Origin of the sequence: Paenibacillus hodogayensis (assembly GCF_039536325.1) — a bacterium.
Classification (GTDB): domain Bacteria; phylum Bacillota; class Bacilli; order Paenibacillales; family NBRC-103111; genus Paenibacillus_AB; species Paenibacillus_AB hodogayensis.
Genome location: NZ_BAAAYO010000005.1, coordinates 183,300 through 202,572 on the forward strand (window position 1 = coordinate 183,300; position 19,273 = coordinate 202,572).

The 19,273-nt window shown below is 56.1% G+C and carries 17 protein-coding genes and 1 other RNA gene; 16 read left to right on the forward strand and 2 right to left on the reverse strand.

The window, feature by feature from the left end; genetic code table 11:
- Positions 1-36: 36 nt before the first annotated feature.
- The 6 genes from dnaG (at position 37) to rnpB (ending at position 6,414) form a co-directional block, all read left to right on the forward strand.
- Entirely contained in the window at positions 37-1,878 is a 1,842-nt protein-coding gene (gene dnaG / locus ABD796_RS10270) for a DNA primase (protein WP_344906890.1), read from the forward strand.
- Positions 1,879-1,963: 85 nt separating this feature from the next.
- Entirely contained in the window at positions 1,964-3,079 is a 1,116-nt protein-coding gene (rpoD, locus tag ABD796_RS10275; protein ID WP_344906893.1) for an RNA polymerase sigma factor RpoD, read from the forward strand.
- A 103-nt stretch (positions 3,080-3,182) separates the two neighbouring features.
- Complete coding sequence (locus ABD796_RS10280) at positions 3,183-4,007, forward strand: hypothetical protein (RefSeq protein WP_344906896.1); 825 nt, start codon at positions 3,183-3,185, stop codon at positions 4,005-4,007.
- Between the two features lies 1 nt (position 4,008).
- Positions 4,009-4,770, forward strand: a complete 762-nt coding sequence (locus ABD796_RS10285; protein ID WP_344906899.1) for a tRNA (adenine(22)-N(1))-methyltransferase — start codon at positions 4,009-4,011, stop codon at positions 4,768-4,770.
- Entirely contained in the window at positions 4,746-5,861 is a 1,116-nt protein-coding gene (locus ABD796_RS10290) for a Nif3-like dinuclear metal center hexameric protein (RefSeq protein ID WP_344906902.1), read from the forward strand. The genes ABD796_RS10285 and ABD796_RS10290 overlap by 25 nt, the downstream gene beginning before the upstream one ends.
- A 140-nt stretch (positions 5,862-6,001) precedes the next feature.
- Positions 6,002-6,414, forward strand: an RNA gene (gene rnpB, locus ABD796_RS10295) — RNase P RNA component class A.
- Between the two features lie 559 nt (positions 6,415-6,973).
- Here the strand turns inward: rnpB and ABD796_RS10300 are convergent.
- Positions 6,974-8,806, reverse strand: coding sequence for a S8 family peptidase (locus tag ABD796_RS10300; RefSeq protein WP_344906905.1), 1,833 nt, complete (start codon positions 8,804-8,806; stop codon positions 6,974-6,976).
- A 213-nt stretch (positions 8,807-9,019) separates the two neighbouring features.
- Here ABD796_RS10300 and ABD796_RS10305 point away from each other — a divergent pair, with 213 nt between their 5' ends.
- The 3 genes from ABD796_RS10305 (at position 9,020) to ABD796_RS10315 (ending at position 10,352) form a co-directional block, all read left to right on the forward strand.
- Positions 9,020-9,520 carry a YpuI family protein gene (locus ABD796_RS10305; protein WP_344906908.1) on the forward strand — a complete coding sequence of 167 codons (501 nt, stop codon included), beginning with the start codon at positions 9,020-9,022 and terminating at the stop codon, positions 9,518-9,520.
- Positions 9,521-9,646: 126 nt separating this feature from the next.
- Positions 9,647-9,862, forward strand: coding sequence for a DUF1540 domain-containing protein (locus ABD796_RS10310; RefSeq protein WP_344906911.1), 216 nt, complete (start codon positions 9,647-9,649; stop codon positions 9,860-9,862).
- A 55-nt stretch (positions 9,863-9,917) separates the two neighbouring features.
- The gene (locus tag ABD796_RS10315; RefSeq protein ID WP_344906914.1) at positions 9,918-10,352 is read left to right on the forward strand and encodes a hypothetical protein; all 435 of its coding nucleotides are present in this window, start codon (positions 9,918-9,920) and stop codon (positions 10,350-10,352) included.
- Positions 10,353-10,424: 72 nt separating this feature from the next.
- On the opposite strand, the gene ABD796_RS10320 is transcribed toward ABD796_RS10315, so the two are convergent.
- Positions 10,425-10,628 carry a hypothetical protein gene (locus tag ABD796_RS10320; protein WP_344906917.1) on the reverse strand — a complete coding sequence of 68 codons (204 nt, stop codon included), beginning with the start codon at positions 10,626-10,628 and terminating at the stop codon, positions 10,425-10,427.
- Positions 10,629-10,837: 209 nt separating this feature from the next.
- Here ABD796_RS10320 and ABD796_RS10325 point away from each other — a divergent pair, with 209 nt between their 5' ends.
- From ABD796_RS10325 to ABD796_RS10355, 7 genes are all read left to right on the forward strand, one after another.
- Positions 10,838-11,530, forward strand: coding sequence for a lytic transglycosylase domain-containing protein (locus tag ABD796_RS10325; RefSeq protein WP_344906920.1), 693 nt, complete (start codon positions 10,838-10,840; stop codon positions 11,528-11,530).
- A gap of 206 nt (positions 11,531-11,736) precedes the next feature.
- Entirely contained in the window at positions 11,737-12,882 is a 1,146-nt protein-coding gene (locus tag ABD796_RS10330) for a cysteine desulfurase family protein (protein ID WP_344906923.1), read from the forward strand.
- Positions 12,879-14,084, forward strand: a complete 1,206-nt coding sequence (thiI, locus tag ABD796_RS10335) for a tRNA uracil 4-sulfurtransferase ThiI (RefSeq protein ID WP_344906926.1) — start codon at positions 12,879-12,881, stop codon at positions 14,082-14,084. Before ABD796_RS10330 ends, thiI begins: the two co-directional genes overlap by 4 nt.
- A gap of 125 nt (positions 14,085-14,209) precedes the next feature.
- A complete protein-coding gene (locus tag ABD796_RS10340) occupies positions 14,210-14,881 on the forward strand; it encodes a TerC family protein (protein ID WP_344906929.1) in 672 nt (223 codons plus the stop codon).
- A gap of 181 nt (positions 14,882-15,062) precedes the next feature.
- A complete protein-coding gene (locus ABD796_RS10345; protein WP_344906932.1) occupies positions 15,063-17,459 on the forward strand; it encodes a DUF7408 domain-containing protein in 2,397 nt (798 codons plus the stop codon).
- Positions 17,456-18,382, forward strand: coding sequence for an ABC transporter ATP-binding protein (locus ABD796_RS10350; protein WP_344906935.1), 927 nt, complete (start codon positions 17,456-17,458; stop codon positions 18,380-18,382). The genes ABD796_RS10345 and ABD796_RS10350 overlap by 4 nt, the downstream gene beginning before the upstream one ends.
- Positions 18,379-19,239 carry an ABC transporter permease gene (locus ABD796_RS10355; protein ID WP_344906939.1) on the forward strand — a complete coding sequence of 287 codons (861 nt, stop codon included), beginning with the start codon at positions 18,379-18,381 and terminating at the stop codon, positions 19,237-19,239. The genes ABD796_RS10350 and ABD796_RS10355 overlap by 4 nt, the downstream gene beginning before the upstream one ends.
- The last annotated feature ends 34 nt before the right edge of the window (positions 19,240-19,273 follow it).

Genomic DNA, 19,273 nt, shown 5'->3' on the forward strand with positions numbered 1-19,273 from the left:
ATTAGTATTACTGTACTTTTATAGAGGGTGATCAGGATGAGTAGCGGACCGATTCCGGAGCACATCATCGAGGCAGTTCTAAAGCACCACGACATTGCCCAGGTTATCGGCAAATACGTTCATTTATCCAAGCATGGCCGCAATCTGAAAGGGCTGTGCCCGTTCCATTCGGAGAAATCCCCCTCCTTCAACGTCAATCCGGAGAAGCAGATTTATAAATGCTTCGGCTGCGGGGTAGGCGGGCATGTCATTCGCTTCATTCAGGAGATCGAAGGCTACTCGTTCGGAGAAGCGGTGAGACACCTGGCGGAAGAAGCGAATATCGCCTATACCTGGGAGCAGCAGACGCCGGAGCAAGCGGAGCGGCAGCAGGAGAAGGAGCAGATCGTCAAGGGCCATGAATTCGCCGCCAAATTGTACAGCCATATTCTCAAAAATTCGGCGGAAGGAAAGCCTGCTCTCGATTATTTGCGCTCCAGAGGATTTACCGACTCGTTGATCGAAGCGTTCCAGATCGGATTTGCGCCGCAACGCCGCGACGTGCTCGCACAATTTCTTGTTCAGCGGCAATTTCCGATGTCTCTTATGGAGAAGGGCGCGCTTGTCACAGCGAGATCGGAAGGGGATTACGTAGACAAGTTCCGCAACCGCATCATGTTCCCGATCCGCGATGCACGGGGCGCCGTGATTGCATTTGCCGGGCGGACGCTCGGCACCGAGCAGCCGAAATATTTGAACAGCCCGGAGACGGCGTTGTTCCGCAAAAGCAGGCTGCTGTACAACTATCACGCGGCCAGGGCGGAGATCAAGCGAACCAATCAGGTCGTCGTGTTCGAGGGTTATGCCGACGTCATTAAAGCTTGGTCGGCAGGCGTTCATAACGGCGTGGCAACGATGGGCACCGCGCTCACCGAAGAGCATGCGCTGCTGATCCGCCGTTCGACGGAAAGCGTCGTAATCTGTTATGACGGCGACGATGCGGGCCAAGCGGCCGCATTCAAAAGTTTGGGATTGTTGGAAAAGGCGGGTCTGGACATCAAAGTAGCGGTGCTGCCGAATCGGCTGGATCCCGACGAATACGTGGAGTCCTTCGGTGCAGACCGTTTCCGTAAAGAAATTATCGAGGGAGCGGTGCCGCCGGAAAAATTCAAGCTGCTGCATCTGCGGCGAAATTTCAACCTGCAGGACAACGAAGCGAAGCTGCGTTACGTCCGTACCGCCATCCGCGAAGTGATTGCCGACATCGAGGCTCCGACCGGTCGCGAGCACTATTTGAAAGAGCTGGCCTCCGAATTCAGCGCCATTACTTCCTTCGAATCGATGAAGCAGGAAACGAACGAAACGCGCGGCGAACGGCAGCAAAAAATGCGCAGCAATGGGGATAATAACGATTTTTCGTGGAATACTGTAAGGAATGGCGGGACGGGTTCTGCCCCGCTGCCGAAGCTGAAGCCGGCTTACGACAAAGCGGAGCGGCATTTGCTTTATATGATGATGCATGACAGAGACATATCGGACCTCGTCCATAAGCGGATGGGGGACGCGTTTAACGATGAAGCTCACGCAGCGTTGGCTGCTTATTTATATGCCTTCTACGCGCATGGAAGCGAGCCGGATGCGAGCCGGTACTTGGCTTCGATTCAGGACGACCCGCTGGAGCGGTTGGCCAGCTCGATTCTGATGACCGAGTCCGAGCAGGGCATTAACGATCAGGTCATAGAAGACTATTTGCGGCAAATCCACAAGCATCGGCAGCAGGAAGAAATTGAGCGGCTGGTAAAGGAACGGGACGCCACGGAGAAAGCGGGCGACGTGCTGGGAGCCGCCAAAATCGAACTGGACATACTGGCTTTGACGGGTAAGCTGCAGAAGAGATAATAACCCTAATCATCAACGTGCGTTGACGGACGAGGGCGGCGACAGTGGGGAGCCGTTGATTTTTTAGGGAGGAGGGAGCTTGGATATGGCGAACGATCAACATACCGAACTGGAGACGGAACTCACGCTGGAGCAGGTCAAGGATCAATTGATCGAGTTGGGGAAGAAGCGTTCTTCTTTGACCTATAAAGATATAATGGAGAAACTGGCTCCGTTCGATCAGGATCCCGAACAAATGGATGAGTTTTTCGAGCACCTTTCTGAGCTCGGCATCGACGTAAACAACGAAACGGAAGACGACATGCAGATCGGTCAGGAAGACGAGCATGACGAATTTCATCTGGACGACGATTTGTCGCTGCCTCCCGGCATTAAGATCAACGATCCGGTCAGGATGTATTTGAAGGAAATCGGACGCGTACCGCTGCTTTCCGCCGACGATGAAGTCGATTTGGCGAAGCGCATCGAGAAAGGCGACGAAGAAGCGAAGAGACGTCTGGCCGAAGCGAACCTCCGACTCGTCGTCAGCATCGCCAAACGGTATGTAGGACGGGGAATGCTGTTTCTCGACCTCATTCAGGAAGGAAACATGGGCTTGATCAAGGCGGTCGAGAAGTTTGACCAGTCGAAGGGCTTTAAATTCAGCACGTACGCCACTTGGTGGATTCGACAAGCCATTACCCGAGCGATCGCCGATCAGGCGCGGACGATCCGGATACCCGTCCACATGGTGGAAACGATCAACAAGCTCGTTCGCGTATCCCGTCAGCTGCTTCAGGAGCTGGGTCGCGAGCCGATGCCGGAAGAGATCGCCAAGGAAATGGAACTCAGCACGGAAAAAGTGCGGGAAATCATGAAAATCGCCCAGGAGCCGGTTTCATTGGAAACGCCGATCGGGGAAGAGGACGACTCGCATCTCGGCGATTTTATCGAGGACCAGGAGGCTCTCGCTCCTGCGGATGCAGCCGCTTACGAGCTGCTCAAGGAACAGCTGGAGGACGTGCTGGATACGTTGACCGAACGGGAAGAGAACGTTTTGCGTCTCCGCTTCGGACTGGATGACGGACGTACCCGGACGTTGGAAGAAGTGGGCAAAGTGTTCGGGGTTACCCGGGAACGCATCCGCCAAATTGAGGCCAAGGCGCTTCGCAAGCTGCGCCACCCAAGCCGGAGCAAGCGGCTGAAAGATTTTCTGGAATAGAGCTTGTCGCTGGGGACCTTCTGTAACGAACCGCTACAGCAAGGTCTTCCTCCATTTTACCCCGGAACCTATATATACCCGGCTGGAGGTCGTTTGAAACCGGATGGAGCAGGAAAAACGCAAAATCATTGTGCAGGAAATCGAGCATTGGCGGAGAGGCAAGCTGCTCCCCGAGCATTATTGCGATTTCTTGCTGAACCTGTATGATTTGAATCCGGAAGAGCGCGATACCCGGGTTCTGGGAGTTTCCAAAAATTCAATTAAAAACAGCGGCTGGCTTAATTGGCTGCTCGGCTTTGGCTTTGCTGCGCTTATCGTCTATATCGCAATTCATTTTAACTCTTTTCCGATTTCAATGCAAATTCTGGCAGTTCTGGTTATAGTCGGCGCTTGCTACGGGGTAGGCTGCTACTACGCTCGAAAAACGCCGATCATCGGATACTCTTTGGTTGGTGCCGGCTCGATCGCGCTGCTGGGAGCGGGGTTTTATTTGCTGCGGGCTTACGGACTGGACGAGCCGGATTTGATGCTTGCCTACGTTGCCTTTTGCAGCTTCGTCTGGATTTTGATCGGCTTATTCGCGAGAATGGGACTGTTTCATTATTGCGGCTGGATCGGATTGATTCTCGTCTACGCTTGGTTGCTGCATGAACAAGTGGAGCTGGACTGGGCGGGGGCGCAGATGAGCTGGCTGCCGGTCTGCATCGTCTTCGGCTGGCTCGGCTGGCTGCTCCATCGCACGAACAAGACAACCGGCGCAGTTCTGCTGTTGGTCAGCTTCACCTTATGGTGGACGCCGGAGGTTTACGCCTGGTACGCTGGCGGAGTGAGCGGGCAATTGCTGCAGCTGTCTTTTCTGGCCAAGCTGGTGCTGGCCGGCGGCCTGTTATTCGGGTTACGAAAAAAATGGATCGAGTGGGTTTTCTAATATGGTGAAATTATCGAAACGATTACAAACGATTGCCGATTACGTTCCGGCCGGCTCCAGGCTGGCGGATATCGGTTCCGATCACGCGCTGCTGCCGGTGTATCTCGCCGAGCAGGGGCGCGTTTCGTTCGCCGTAGCCGGCGAAATCAACGACGGGCCGTTGGAGGCTGCTCGCAGGCAGGTAAAGGAATCCGGCCTGGGGGCTGTCGTTCATCCCCGGCAAGGAGACGGGCTTGCCGTCATCGACCCCGATGAGGTCGATGTCGTCACGGTGGCGGGAATGGGCGGAACTTTGATTGCCGCCATTTTGGAGCAAGGGCAATCCAAGCTCGGTTCCGTAAAGCGGCTCGTGCTTCAGCCGAATGTTGCCGAGGACCAGGTGCGCCGCTGGCTGGCTGCGCACGACTGGCTGCTGGACGACGAGACGGTACTGGAGGAAGACGGCAAGTTTTATTTTATTTTGTGCGCGGTCCGTCGGGATGACGCTCATGAAGAGAACGTAAAGTTGTACAGGCCGAGACGGATTGGTGGCGGACCGCTGCTGGAGACCGAGGAGCTGCTCCGGTTCGGACCGATTGCGGCCGAACGCGGGGAGGAAGCTTTTTTCCGCAAATGGGAATCGGAGCTGGAGAAGCTGGATCATATTATGGAAGGGATGGTCCGGGCGGGAACGGACGCGGCGTTGAGCCGGCTAGAGGAGCTAGCCGCGGAACGAAACCGGATCAAAGAGGTGCTGGAATGTTTGCCAAAGGCCAAACCGTAATTCAACTGATGGAGCGGCTCGCCCCCAAGCATATCGCGATGCCGGACGATAAAATCGGGCTGCAGCTTGGCTCGCTGCGCAAAGATATCCGGACGGTGCTCGTAACGCTGGACGTGACGGACGAGGTGGTGGACGAGGCGATTGCGCTGGGCGCGGAGCTGATCATCGCCCATCATGCGATCATCTATCGGCCGCTTGCCCATTTGCAGACGGATACGCCGGCAGGCCGTCTTTACGAAAAGCTGATCAAACACGACATCGCCGTCTATATTGCCCATACCAACCTGGACGTGGCGGACGGCGGCGTCAACGATATGATGGCCGAAGCTCTGCAGCTTCAGGTGACGGGACATTTGGAGGACATCCATACGGACAAGCTGAAAAAGCTCGTCGTATTCGTGCCCGAAACTCACCAGCAGCAGGTGCGGGATGCGATATTCGCCGCAGGGGCCGGCTGGATCGGCAATTACAGCCATTGCAGCTTTAATAGTGCCGGGACGGGTACGTTTATGCCGCGCGAAGGGACCGACCCGTTTATCGGCAAGCCGGGACAATATACGCAAGCCGACGAGACCCGCATCGAGACGGTCGTTCCCGCCAGCGTCCAGAACAAAGTCGTGCAAGCGATGCTCAAGGCCCATCCTTACGAGGAAGTGGCCTACGATTTGTATCCGATGGATTTGAACGGCCGGACATTCGGTCTGGGCCGCGTAGGGAAGCTGAACGAGCCTGAGCGGTTGGACGCGTTTGCCGAACGGGTGAAGATGGGGCTGGACGTGCCATTCGTCCGCGTCGTCGGGGACCCGGCCAAGCCGATTCGCAAGGTAGCCGTTCTCGGCGGATCGGGCAGCCGCTATGTGCGCCATGCCCTGTTCGCCGGAGCGGATGTACTCGTCACCGGGGATATTGACTATCATACGGCGCAGGACGCGTTGGCGGCCGGAATCGCCATTGTCGACCCGGGTCACAATGCGGAAAAGATTTTAAAGGCGAACGTGGCGAGCTGGCTTCAAGCCCGTCTGGACGAGCAGAAATCGGCTACAAAGGCCGTCGCCTCCAAGATCGATACGGAGACGTTCAAGCTGCTGTGACCGGTTTGGGCCCGGTGGCAGATCCATTTGCCGACACTGCCGACGCGGCTTGCAGAGGTTGACCGACTTCTGTGGATATCGCGGGATGAAATGGATTTGCTTCGGCGGTCCGTATCCGTTATACTAGAGTACAGTTTCGGAAAGTTTGACAGACAATCGCCGGTGCTTACGCACGGGAGGAAAGTCCGGGCTCCGCAGGGCAGGGTGCTGGATAACGTCCAGTCAGCGCAAGTTGAAGGATAGTGCCACAGAAATGGACCGCCGATGACGCCGCGAGGCGAACAGGCAAGGATGGAACCGTGGTGTAAGAGACCACGAGGGGGTACGGTGACGTATTCCCTGGTAAACCCCACTCGGAGCAAGACCGAAGAGAACGTGGCAGACGGCTTATGCCGATTCTGCAGCCTTTGCCCGAGGCGCGTTCGGGTTGGTCGCTAAAGTCCGTCAGCAATGTCGGACGTAGATAGATGATTGTCGCTTCAATGGTGGGAGGGTAGTGGTGCCCGTTACGACCACCGGAAGAACAGAACCCGGCTTACGGCAAGCTTTCCGACATGCCACACCGTGTAAAATGGTAGTAGCGCTGTAGTAAATCTGTAATTGTATTAATCTGCAGCTGTAGTAAAAAATATGCAGCACCACAATACACCTGCCGCCGAGTCAACGGAGTACTTGCTCTCTGCAAGCGGTGGCTAACTCAATAAAAAAAGTGAAGACGGCCTTGATGGCCGTCTTTTGTTTGGTTTTCATGGTCTCATGATTTACATGGGTTTGTTTGATTTTCATGGTCCTCATGGTTTTTTCTTTTTTTATTTTTTCTTTATGCAGTGGGGCGTGGATGTGGGAAAGTCAGAGCCGGGGAGAGGAGGAGAGGTTGGGGAGCAGGAGTGCGACTTTGGAGCCTTTGTTTCAACCTTAGAGAAAATTAGATAAGAAAAACAAAGGGTCCGACGGAGTACGGATGCCCACGAGCTTTCCGGAGCGTTCCGGTCTGACTTTGCCTGGGCACTTGCCTGGCGCTTGCCTGGCACTTACCGTGCACTTGCCCTGCACGTGCCTCGCGCTTGCCCTGCACTCACCTCGCACTCGCCTCGCCCACGGCAACCGCCCGTTCACTCTTCCTTGTACTTCCGCCCCAACTGCTCTGCCTCCCGGTCGAACCATTGCGGCCACAAGCTAAGCGAGCTGCGAGACTGGGCGGCCTGGGAGAGAGCTTTGACGATATCGATTTGACCGTAGCCGTAATAGTTGTCCTTGCCCTTTGCTCCAAGATCGATCGCCGTCTTGCGCATAACGTCCATCACTTCTTCGTTGGTAAGCAGCGGATTGACCGAACGGATCAGGGCTGCCAAGGCGGTCACGTGCGGACTGGCCATCGAAGTGCCGGACAGCGCCGCATAATGATTGTCCGGGTACGTGCTGGCGATGTTGACGCCTGGCGCGGCTACGTCGATGTAGTTGCCGTAGTTGGAGAACGATGCTTTCTGCTTGTTCGCATCCGTGGCCGCCACGGCGAACACTTCAGGATAGGCGGCCGGATAGCCGGGCCGTTCGGTATTGTCGTTGCCGCTGGCCGCGATCAGCACGATGTCGCGATCGTAAGCGTACCGGATCGCTTCATGCAAAAATTTGGATTCGGCATAGTTGCCCAAGCTCATATTGATGACTTTGGCCCCGTGATCGGCGGCCCAAATGATGCCTTGCGCCACGGAATACGTACTGCCTGCGCCGGTTTCGTCAAGCACCTTGACCGGCATAATATTGTTGTACCACGATATGCCCGCGACGCCTTCCCCGTTGTTCACGAGGGCGGAGATAATGCCCGCGACGTGGGTGCCGTGGCCGACGTCGTCAAGCGCCGGAGCGTCTTTATTAACGATGTTGACGCCTGCGATCGTTCTCCCTTTGAGGTCGGGGTGGTTTACATCGACGCCCGTATCCACGACCGCCACGATGACATCTTCGCTGCCGCGCGATACGTCCCACCCGGGAATCGTCTCGATGGCCGGTAAGTTCCACTGGTATTTGGCATAAAGCCGGTCGTTCGGTTCGACCGCCTCATTGGTCATATAAAGAAAATGAGGTTCCGCGAACTCGACGTTCCACTTTTGGAAATAGTCCATCAACTGCTTGGCTTCCAAGTGGGACGATTCGAATACATAGGTGTAGCCGGATTTCTCCACGCGGTTGGCCGCGATATCCGAACGAATCCGCGCAAGATCGGCTTCGCTTGGCTGCTGGCGGAATTTGACGACGATCTGATTCACGTGATAATGGCTGGTGCCTTCATTGTCCTCCGGGTGGTCGACTTTAACGTCGCGCAGCGTTTTGGAATCGACTGACTCGATTTTCCACCGTTTATCGCTCGGGTAAGGGACGAGCCGCAAATTTTTGCGCTGATCGATCGCCACCTTGTGCAGCAAATCTTCGTGGATAATGCCGATCAAGGCCGATTTTCCCGTTGCCGTATCCGAAGGCTCGCCCATTACGATATATTGCTGCTCGCCCTCGCCGATTTTAGGCGATTGGTAAGGCTTTCCCGCCTGGGTGGCTTGCTTCGCTTCCTCAAGCAGTTGCTCCGCTCGGTCCTTCACGGAGTCGGGGACTTGCCCGGACGTTACCGCGCCGTTCGCGGCATTCGCATCGTTCCACTGCAAGTATTCCATATGATCGTGTTGATTTCGCATTTCATCCAGCACGGACTTGACATGGCCCGGCGTTCCGATGTTTAATTGATGAAGCGCCTGCTTGAAGTCCATGGAGCATTGCGACCTGCACAGCTCCTCGGTTGTCTCGACGTCGCGCTGCAGCATCGATTGCTTGACCGCCAGCTCCTTCTCGGGAGAATGCTTCACCGAGTCGGGCGAGCCGGACGGGTAGAACGTCGCGAACAAGAATAAAACGCACAAGGCTACGGCGCTAACCGCAGCGGCTTTCTTCCACATGATGGACATCCTCCTTATTGGACAGCGCAATCGTTCATACGGTTTGATGTTAAGGTGGGATACTCGTCCGGGTTTTATGCATGTGCACGGAAGCGCCATTCGAATGCAGCACAAGCTTACTTTTACGGCAAATTTATGATACGATAAAAGAAACAGAGTGGACCAAAACGGCTTCCCCGAGAACCGTTCCGACATATGAGGAGGTCAATACTTATGACAACAGGCCAAGTGAAAAATTTATGCGAGACGACCCGGACGAAGCTGAAGGAAGCCATCGCCAAGATGGAGCTTTTTCTTAACCATTACAGCCTGCCGCAGCTGCTGACGGAAAACGATCCGGCCATGGACGAATTTTATCGCGGTTATTTGTCGGATACGCGGCATTTGCTCGTGTTTTGCGAAGTATCCTACGAGAAGCTCGGCGGCAGCCTGCGCCGGCCGAATTTCAATGAAGACTTTGCGGAGCGCACGTTGTACGACGTCTATCACAACTGCGTGAACAGCTTCTTTTATCCGCAAAACGAATGCTACTCCGAGGATGGACGTTACGCGTACACCGGACAAGATGCAATACGCTTCCGCAAAAAGCCGAGCCGCGAAGCGCGCAATTTGACGATCGAGCTGTCGAAGATTTTCGAAGAGCTGCGCGAGGATTTGACTTACTACGAAACCGACTACATCACCCAGCGCAGAATGCAAGGCGAACGGGTATAAGTTTATATCGAATCGACGAAAATGCGGGAGAGCCAACCCGCATTTTTTTGTTTGTCCGGACTGTCAATGACATCCTCGGATACGGAAGCCGGCGATCGGGAACCTTGAATATGGGGGTGATGATCGATGGCAAAGCCATTGGTAAAATGCAGCGTATCGAATTGCGCATTCTGGGGCGAAAACAACAACTGTCGCGCCGAAGCGATTATGATCGATATCGACAGTCACGCCAAAGCGAATTATGGTGAGGAGTTTGCCGGAGAAGGCTTCGATTCGGAGCACCAGGACCGGGCGTCTACCTCGTCGGCAACGTGCTGCCACACGTTCAAGCCGAAAGCATAATACCGCTGCTGCGATCTTGGAAAATGATTCCGTATTTCGGGAGGTTGGATTTCCAGTGGACCGTTTCGAGGAGAACGAAGATCAAAAAGAGCTGCACGCGACGCAGCTGCCGCCACAGCTTCAGGCGCCCCGACGAAGATCGGTCGAGCGTAATGATGAGGAGTTCGGTGCCGATCTGTCGGCATCCGCTCCGTTGATAGCCCCGCCGGTATCTGAACGTCTGAAAGAAGAGAAGCTTGACGGGGACAAGGCGGAGTTTACCGAGCAGGAAGGCGTTACGGCGGCAAAAGGCGGCCAAACCGTCGGCTGGATCGGCCTGGTGCTGGCGATCGCCTCGATGTTTATTTATCCCGTATTGCTGGGGCTGGCCGCCCTGGTGATGGGCGTAGTCGCCTTTATACAGGGCAGCCGCGGCGTCGGTGCCTGGTCGGCTGCGATCGGGGCCATATCGCTGCTCGCCTATTTCTTTCTAGTGCCTTATTATACGTAAAAGAAGCGAAACGCCCTTCCGCCCGCGGGCCGGAGGGCGTTTTTTTTCGGTTTACCTGAGGGGTATTTGCCCCTATTTGCCCTGTTCCTTGCCGAATTGCTTACCGACCAGCTGCACTACCGCAATCGCGCCCGTATCCACCAGAGCGGCCAGCACGGCCAGCATCAGCCAATTGGCGTTGCCTAACGAGTAATACAACACAAAATGGGCGACGGTTAACAGAGCGAAAGCCCATACGAGATGAATCCGATTGAACCAGCGAAGCATGCATCTCACCCTTTGCCTTCTTTATTCGTCATGGAATAATTATGCGCGTAAAAAGCGTCTGCTATTCCAATGACCGTCTTTTGAAGCGATTCTCCGATCACGTGGCGGTTTGCTTACTTATGGAAAAGCTACTGTTCGTACGGGGCAAAACGGTGTACAATAGGCATTAGGTTTAAAGAAGAGAAACGAAACATTGCGAAATGAGGCTGTCTGCCACGATGAGTATCGATCCGAGACTGATGACGCAATTGCTGAGGCTCCAGTTTCAGGCGAACGACCCGCTTTCTCCGCGGAACTCGGCCGCTTCGGATACAGGAGATTTTTCCGCGTTGCTGGAAACGTTCCTGGATGAACAAATGATGAATGCGGGAAAAAGGGAAGCGGCGCCGGTAACCTGGTCGTCTGGCTTACCCGCTTCCACGCTGCCTGCTTCCCTATACGCCGTTACGGGGCCGGTACGCAATCAGCCTCGTCCGCCGATCGGACCGGCGAAGCCAAACGTATACGATCCGCTTGTGAACGAAGCGTCCGCCCGGCACGGGATAGAGCCGGAGCTGGTAAAGGCAGTTATTCAATCCGAGTCCTCGTTCAATCCGTATGCGGTTTCCTCGGCTGGAGCCAAAGGATTAATGCAGCTGATGGACGAGACGGGAGCGAGCGTGGGCGTGAAAAATCCGTTCGATCCGGCTCAAAATATCGAGGGAGGCACCCGGTATTTGGCTGGCCTGCTCCGCAAATACGACGGCAACGAAGCGGTGGCGCTGGCCGCCTACAACGCCGGACCGGGCCGGGTGGATCGGCTCGGCATCCGTACCGACGCCGCGTTGGAAGACAAGCTCCACCTGCTTCCCGCGGAAACGCAGCGTTACGTGCGCAAGGTGCTGGACCGGAAGCAGCAGTACGGAGAATAACCGTTCGCTGTTCTGGCTTTCCCAAGGGAAGGAAAATGAATGGAAACGGCATCGGCCTTTACGGCCTCGAACGATCAATGCGGCTGGCGACACCGCATTGATCGTCTTTTTTGCAATTTCATTTTGGAGGGGGCGGAATTTTTGTCTTTGTCCTTCTTTTGTCGTACGGAACGAATAAGCTTATAGAATAAAGGAGCTTTGTCATCATGTACTATTTCGATCATGCGGCGACAACGCCCCCGTACGAAGAAGTCGTCCAGACCGTTGCCGAGGTGATGGGAAGCCATTTCGGCAATCCGTCTTCGATTCACGGCCTCGGGCTCCAAGCCGAGAGGCTTGTCGGCAAAGCGCGGGAAGCGGTAGCCCGGCTGCTGCATGTATTGCCCGAGGAGATCGTGTTCACGTCCGGGGGGACGGAAAGCAACAATATGGCGATCGTCGGAGCTGCGCTGCATTATGCCGGAAGGGGAAAGCACCTGGTGACGAGCGAGTTGGAGCACCCTTCCGTATACGAATGCTTTCGTTATTTGGAGCGCATCGGCTATGAGGTGACGTACGTGAAGCCGAACGGCTCCGGACAATTGTCGGCTCGCGAAGTGCTTGCCGCCGTCCGCCAAGATACGATACTGGTCAGCGTGATGCACGTCAACAACGAGATCGGCGCGATCCAGCCAGTCGCCGAGATTGGCGAGGGGCTGCGCGAGTTTCCGCGTACGCTGTTTCACGTGGACGCCGTGCAAAGCGTCGGCAAGCTTCCGGTAAAGCCGGGCGAATGGGGCGTCGATCTGTTATCGGTATCGGGCCACAAATTTCGCGGCCCAAGGGGCTCCGGCCTGCTGTACAAGCGCAAAGGCATCGCGCTGCAGCCGCTATTGATCGGCGGCGGGCAGGAGGCCGGAGCGCGCTCCGGTACGGAAAACGTCCCTGCCATGGTCGGAATGGCCAAGGCGCTGCGGCTTACGATGGAGCGTCGCGAAAGCGACGCGCAGCGAATGGCGGGGTTACGGGAACGGCTTTTGACCCATATTAAGGCTATACCGGGTCTCGTGTACAACGGCTCGGACCGTGAGGCGGATATGGCGCCGCATATTATCGGATTTTCGGCTCCGGGCATTAAGCCGGAGGTTGTCGTTCATGCGCTCGAGGAGCACCATATATACATTTCGACCAAGTCCGCTTGCTCGTCGGGTATTGACCGGCCGAGCCGCATTTTGCTTGCGCTCGGGGCGGACGGGGAGCGGGCTGCGAGCGGGCTGCGTATTAGCTTGTCCCCTGAACACGATACGTCGTCGGTCGACGTTGTCGGAAGGACGCTCGGACAGATTATGGAGAAGTTGGGGAGGTTCCGGTGAAAACAGACGTCATCTTGCTTCGCTTCGGCGAAATTATGCTTAAAGGAAGAAACCGGGCCCGGTTTGAAAACCAGATGATTCAACAAATCAAGCGGGTCTTGAGGCCGCTTCCGCGCGCGGAGCTGCTGAAGGAGTCGCACGGCCGCATGTACGTGCAGTTGAATGGAGAGGATTACGAGGAAGCGGCGGTTGCGCTGGGCAAAGTGTTCGGGCTTAGCTCGTTCAGTCCGACCGTCAAAGCCGCCTCCGAGCTGTCGGCCCTCCAGAATGCGGTGCTGCAGGAGATGGAGCGGCAGCCGGCCAAACCGGGTACGTTCAAGGTCAGCGTTCGCCGGGTCAATAAGGAGTTTCCGTACGATACGTACGAGATGCACCGGCTGCTGGGCGGCCATGTGCTGGAGCATTATCCGGAAATCCGGGTGGACGTGCACGACCCCGAGGTCGAGCTGTTCGTGGAAATCCGCAATCACGAGTCGTTCGTCTATTCGCAAAAGCGGCCGGGTCCGGGAGGTTTCCCGCTCGGCAGCAACGGCAAGGCGATGCTGATGCTTTCCGGCGGAATCGACAGTCCGGTAGCCGGATGGTATGCGATGAAGCGGGGCTTGCGCATCGAGGCCGTTCATTTTCACAGCTACCCGTATACGAGCGAGAGGGCTAAGCAGAAAGTCGTCGATCTGACGAGGGCGTTGGCCGATTATGCCGGCTCGATTCATCTCCATCTCGTTCCGTTCACCGAAATTCAAACCCGGCTGAAGGAGTCGTGCCGCGACAATCTGATCATTACGCTGATGCGGCGGGCGATGTTCCGAATTACCGAGCAGATAGCGCACAAGCGCGACGCCCTGGCGATTGTCACTGGCGAAAGCCTTGGACAAGTGGCGAGCCAGACGCTCGCCAATATGAACGTGATCGGGCGCGCGGCCACGCTGCCGGTGCTCCGTCCGCTTGTTATGATGGATAAACAGGAGATTATTCCGGTCGCCGAGCAGATCAACACGTTCAACCTGTCTATCCTGCCTTACGAGGATTGCTGTACGCTGTTCGTGCCGGACTCCCCTTCGACGAATCCGAGCCTGAAGGTCGTGGAGCGTCAGGAGCAATGGATGGACTGGCTGCCGGAGGCGATCCGCGAAGCGGTCGAAAAGACCGAGCTGGTGCTGATCAAGCCTGACGACAAAACCGATGAGGACCGCCTGTTTTGAACGTATAGATGAAACTTCGCGCGATTCGGGCCGTATGGCAAAGAGTGGCGAATTTCCATGCAGGCCGATTGAACGGGGCGGCTACCGTCCCGTACATATAATACGTACAGGCAGGAGGAAAGGTCATGCTGGATTGGTTTTTATTATTTTTGCAAATCATGCTGATCAACATCGTGCTGAGCGGAGACAACGCCGTCGTTATTGCCCTGGCCAGTAAAAATTTGCCGCTGCACCAGCGCAAGCAGGCAATCTGGTGGGGAGCGTTCGGCGCCATCGGACTGCGTCTCGTTCTGACCGTAATCGCGGTTTACCTGCTGTCCGTCCCGTATATCCAAGCCGCCGGCTCGCTGCTGCTGCTCTGGATCGCCATCAAGCTGCTGGCGGATGACGACAGCCATGCTCATGTGAAGGAAGCGTCCTCGCTTGGCAAGGCGATCTGGACGATTATCGTAGCCGACCTGGTGATGAGTTTGGACAACGTGCTGGCAATCGCGGCGAAGGCGCAAGGCGACGTTTCCGTGATCATCCTCGGTGTCGGCTTGAGCATTCCGATCATTATATGGGGAAGCACCCTGGTCGTTACTCTGCTGAACAAGTTTCCGATTTTCGTTTATGCCGGGGCTGGCATTCTCGGCTATACCGCCGGCGAGATGTTCGTCAGCGATAAGAAGATGCAGCAGTACGTACTGCATCATAACGACACCGCCCACTGGTCGATTCCGGTCGTGACGACGATCGTGGTCATTGCCGCCGGATTTATTTGGAAAAAAGCGAATGCGGCCGGCAAGCCGGCGTAAAGACGAAATCGCGCATATTCCATCCAACCGTTCGGTTCTCAACAGCCTTCGCCCTTTGCGGCGAAGGCTGTTTTGTCGTCGGTGCGGCAAATGCCGGAAGGGCGATTGCGGATGTAACCTTTTGCAGACGAGTTCGTCTATAATGAGGGAGAATCGTTAAGAATCGGAAAGGGGTTCGGGAGTGGATATTCGGTACTCGGCGCAGGCCTTGCTGGCCCGTTGGATCAAACTGGCGCTTGTGATCGCCATGCTATCGGCAGCGTTTGCCGTCTTGGGGGAAACCAAGGCGCACGCAGCCAAACTGCCGCTCGATATTATGATCGAGCAAGGCTTCGACGGCAAGTTGAAGGAAGGGAAATGGGCGCCTGTCAAAATGACGGTCACCAATCCCGGCGACGACGTGTCGGGGGATTTGACGATCCAGATGACCGGAGACGACGGCAAAAACATCGTATTTGCCAAACACGTCGATTTGCCCCGGCAAAGCACCAAAATCGTCTGGTTTACGATTCCGGGAAAATCGTTGAACCAAAACAACAACAAGGTTTTGTTTTACGACAAGTCGGTGGACAAGGGAGAGCCGCTCCCTTTCTCGCAAGAGAAAGTCTCGATCCAATCCCGGCCGGTTCCTCCGGGAACGTTGGTCGTCGGTATTTTGGCGAGGGATCCCGACACGCTTAATTTTTTGTCGCTGCTTAACCAGAAAGGCTATCAGATCCAGACGACGCAGCTGACTGCGGGCGACTTCCCCTGGGAATCGGGGATGCTGGACGGGCTGGACGTGATCGCGCTGAACGATACGGCCGGCGACGCTTTGAAGCCGGAGCACGTCAAGGGCATACAGGATTGGGTCGAACGTGGCGGCAAGCTAGTTCTGGCCGGAGGGGCGGGCTACGCGAAGACCGCATCGGGCTTTGCCGAGCTGTCGCCGGTGACGGTCGGCGGTACGGCAACCGTGTCGGCTTTGCCGGAATTCGTTCAAGCCGCAGGCCGGGAACTGGCGCTGAACGGAACGCTTACCGTGTCGAAGGGTACGGTCAAGTCCGGGGATACGCTGTTTGCCGAGAACGGTATTCCGCTCGTCGTCAGCGCTCCGCGCGGAGGAGGCTCGATTACATATGTCGCCTATGATCTGGCCAGCCAGCCGCTAGCTTCGTGGAGCGGCAACCCGACCATATGGGAACGCATCCTGTACGGGTCGATCGCGCCGGCGTCAAGCGCCAACCAGCGTTACAGCCAACAGGACGGCTTGTGGGAGGTCAGCAACGCGCTGGAAGTATTCCCGCAGCTGGTTCCTCCCGCCTACGGCATCCTGACGCTGCTGTTTCTAGCTTATGCCATCGTTGTCGCTCCGGCGCTGTACGCTTTGCTGAAAAGGCTGGACCGCCGGGAGTGGGCTTGGTTTATCATCCCCGTGATCGCGATCGTGATGAGCCTCGGCATTTATGGCATTGGCGCCTCCGGTCGCAGCTCCACGCTGGCCCAGACGTTGGCGATTAACGAGCTGTCGGGCGCGGGCGGAGGAACGAGACTTGAGGCTTCCTCGGTATTCGTCCCGAGCGGCGGAAATTACAAGCTCGAATGGGACGGCAGACGGAACGTCACGCCGATGATGAACAATAACGGACGGGCTATTCAGAATGGCAAGCCAGATATGATTCTCCGCTCGGAAGCGGACAAAACCTCCGTCGATTTCCTTAACGTGCCATACTGGTCGATGCGCAAAGTGTTCTTGGCCAAGGAAACGATGGCCGGGCCGGCACAATTCGATTATACGATTCGCTTCGACGCAGCGGGCGCCAAGGGCGAAGTGGTGAACAAGACAAACCAGGATCTATACGAAGCCGGTGTGCTGATCGGCGGACAGTGGTTTCGGATCGGCGATTTGCGGGCCGGCGAGAAGAAGGCGTACCAGATATCGCTCGGCAGCACCGTATTTATGCAGGACAGCCAGTGGGGCAGCTATATTTTCCCATATTCCGGAAATCGGGATCAAATGTCGAGAGAACGCTCTTTGCTGAACAGCTACTCGTTAAGCAGAATGGCTTCCAGGCAGAACAGCCAGCAGCTCGACATGTATATTCTCGGCTATGCGAAGACGAGCGGAAAGCTGTTTAAAGTCGACGGCGTCCCGGTTCAGTCGGAGCAGACTGAGCTGTTGATCCAGCCGATTCAGCCAGATTATTTACAAGGTGACCGGCTGTTCATTCCGCCGGGCGTCATTATGCCGTTTGTGGAGACGAGCAACGTTGCGAATATGAGCTCGTATTATAACGGCGGCATCGATATGGGCAGCGGCGATATGACGCTGAAATTCCTGCTCCCCGAGAGGTCGAACTGGCAGTACGAGAAGCTGACGCTCTCCATGGCCGTGGCGCATCAGTTCAAGATCGAGCTGTGGAACGGCAATAAGCAGGATTGGGAAAGCTTGCCTGCCGGAGAAGCCGTTCTGGAAGGCCGGCAGTTGAAAGACGCCCTATCCGGCGGAAACGGCATTCGGCTGAAGGTGACGAATAGTCAAAACGCCGGCCGCTACACGTATCCGACCTTGAGCGCGGAAGGAGCTGTCAAGCGATGATCGAGATTCAGGGACTTACCAAAAAGTACGGCTCCTTCACGGCGCTGGACCATCTCAACATGTCGATCGAAAAAGGGACGGTTTTCGGCTTTGTCGGTCCGAACGGCGCGGGCAAGTCGACGACGATGTCGATATTGGCTACGCTGCTGCTGCCGACGTCCGGAACGGCCAAGGTCGGCGGATACGAGGTAACCGAGCATCCGCAGGAGGTTCGCAGGCTGATCGGCTATATGCCGGACTTCTTCGGAGTGTACGATAATTTCAAGACGACCGAATATTTGGATTTTTACGGAGCCAGCTACGGCATCTCCCGGCCGGAACGACTGAAGCTGATTCCGCAGCTGCTGGAATTGGTCAATCTGAGCGAGAAAGCGGACTTTTATGTCGACTCCTTATCGCGCGGAATGAAGCAGCGTCTATGTCTGGCGCGCAGCCTCGTCCATGACCCGGAACTGCTTATTCTGGATGAGCCGGCCTCCGGCCTCGATCCGCGGGCGCGCATCGAGATGCGGGAAATATTGAAGGAGCTCAAGACGATGGGCAAGACGATTATTATATCGTCGCATATATTGCCCGAGCTTGCGGAGATGGTCGACGAGATCGGAGTCATCGAGAACGGCGTGCTGCTGGCGCAAGGAAAAGTCAACGACATCCAGGACAAGATGCGAGCCAACCGGGTGCTGCATATCCGGTTGATGGAGCGCGAGGCCGAGGCAGTCGCTTTCCTGAAGGAGCTGCCGCTCATCTCGCTCGTGCTGCATGACGAGCTGGGCGTGCACGTTCACTTCGGCGGACGCGACGAAGAACAGTGGGAGCTGCTGAAGATGCTCGTATCCGGAGGATACAAGGTACTTGCTTTCAACGAAGCGCAGACCGATCTGGAAGACGTGTTTTTGGAAATAACGAAAGGGGTGCGCAAATGAGCTGGTTGCAAAAGTGGAGTAACCCGGTACTCGAAAAAGAGTTCCGTCTGCGCATGCGCACGATCCGCTCGCCGCTTTCGCTGCTTGCTTATCTGGTCGTCATCGGCTTGCTGGCATTCGGCTACATCTACATCATCATGCACGACCGCGGCGGGCGCGGCTTTACGCCGGACAACAGCCGGATGCTTTTCTATTTTTTGAGCGGAGCTCAACTTGTACTCGTCTGCTTCATGGCGCCGGGCTTGACTGCCGGCGTCATAAGCGGGGAGCGGGAGAAGCAGACGTTGAATATTTTGCTGACGACCCAGCAAAGCTCTACCACGATTATATTAAGCAAGCTGTTCTCCGCGCTCAGCTTTATGTTTCTGATCGTGTTCGCCACGCTTCCGGTGTATAGCATCGTTTTCCTGTTCGGGGGCATATCGCCGGCTCAGCTTGTGGCGGTGTTCGGGTTTTACGTGCTGGTCATGGTCGCGCTCGGATCGCTGGGCGTGCTGTTCTCGACTTTGCTCAAGAAAACGGTCGTATCGCTGATCGTGACATACGGGGTCGGACTGTTTCTGTACGTATTCGTCGGTCTGGCCGCCGTGTTCATCATGACGGTATCGAACGGGCAGCTGCGGGAGGTATCCGGCATGCTTGTCAGCATCAACCCGCTGGCGGCGATGATCAGCATCTTCGAGCCTAACTTTTCCGGAGAATTTTTTCGCAACAGATGGGAAGGCGTCCAGCTGTGGCATGTGTTCGTTCCGTTTCATTTGATCTTGTCCGCCGTCGCGGTCATGCTGTCGATCCGGTTTTTGCGGCCGCGGCTGAACAAGCGGGAGCATCTGGGGAGGCTGGAGCGGGAGAGCTGAGCTCCCGCAAGCCCGGTGCAGCGCATGCGCCGAG

Excerpts from the sequence above, each read along its gene's own strand:
- ABD796_RS10325 (WP_344906920.1), top strand. The coding sequence starts at position 10,838 with ATGAGTATCGATCCGAGACTGATGACGCAATTGCTGAGGCTCCAGTTT.
- ABD796_RS10280 (WP_344906896.1), top strand. The coding sequence starts at position 3,183 with ATGGAGCAGGAAAAACGCAAAATCATTGTGCAGGAAATCGAGCATTGG.
- ABD796_RS10290 (WP_344906902.1), top strand. The coding sequence starts at position 4,746 with ATGTTTGCCAAAGGCCAAACCGTAATTCAACTGATGGAGCGGCTCGCC.
- dnaG (WP_344906890.1), top strand. The coding sequence starts at position 37 with ATGAGTAGCGGACCGATTCCGGAGCACATCATCGAGGCAGTTCTAAAG.
- ABD796_RS10300 (WP_344906905.1), bottom strand. The coding sequence starts at position 8,806 with ATGTGGAAGAAAGCCGCTGCGGTTAGCGCCGTAGCCTTGTGCGTTTTA.
- ABD796_RS10355 (WP_344906939.1), top strand. The coding sequence starts at position 18,379 with ATGAGCTGGTTGCAAAAGTGGAGTAACCCGGTACTCGAAAAAGAGTTC.
- ABD796_RS10350 (WP_344906935.1), top strand. The coding sequence starts at position 17,456 with ATGATCGAGATTCAGGGACTTACCAAAAAGTACGGCTCCTTCACGGCG.
- rpoD (WP_344906893.1), top strand. The coding sequence starts at position 1,964 with ATGGCGAACGATCAACATACCGAACTGGAGACGGAACTCACGCTGGAG.
- ABD796_RS10310 (WP_344906911.1), top strand. The coding sequence starts at position 9,647 with ATGGCAAAGCCATTGGTAAAATGCAGCGTATCGAATTGCGCATTCTGG.
- ABD796_RS10305 (WP_344906908.1), top strand. The coding sequence starts at position 9,020 with ATGACAACAGGCCAAGTGAAAAATTTATGCGAGACGACCCGGACGAAG.
- ABD796_RS10340 (WP_344906929.1), top strand. The coding sequence starts at position 14,210 with ATGCTGGATTGGTTTTTATTATTTTTGCAAATCATGCTGATCAACATC.
- ABD796_RS10330 (WP_344906923.1), top strand. The coding sequence starts at position 11,737 with ATGTACTATTTCGATCATGCGGCGACAACGCCCCCGTACGAAGAAGTC.
- ABD796_RS10285 (WP_344906899.1), top strand. The coding sequence starts at position 4,009 with ATGGTGAAATTATCGAAACGATTACAAACGATTGCCGATTACGTTCCG.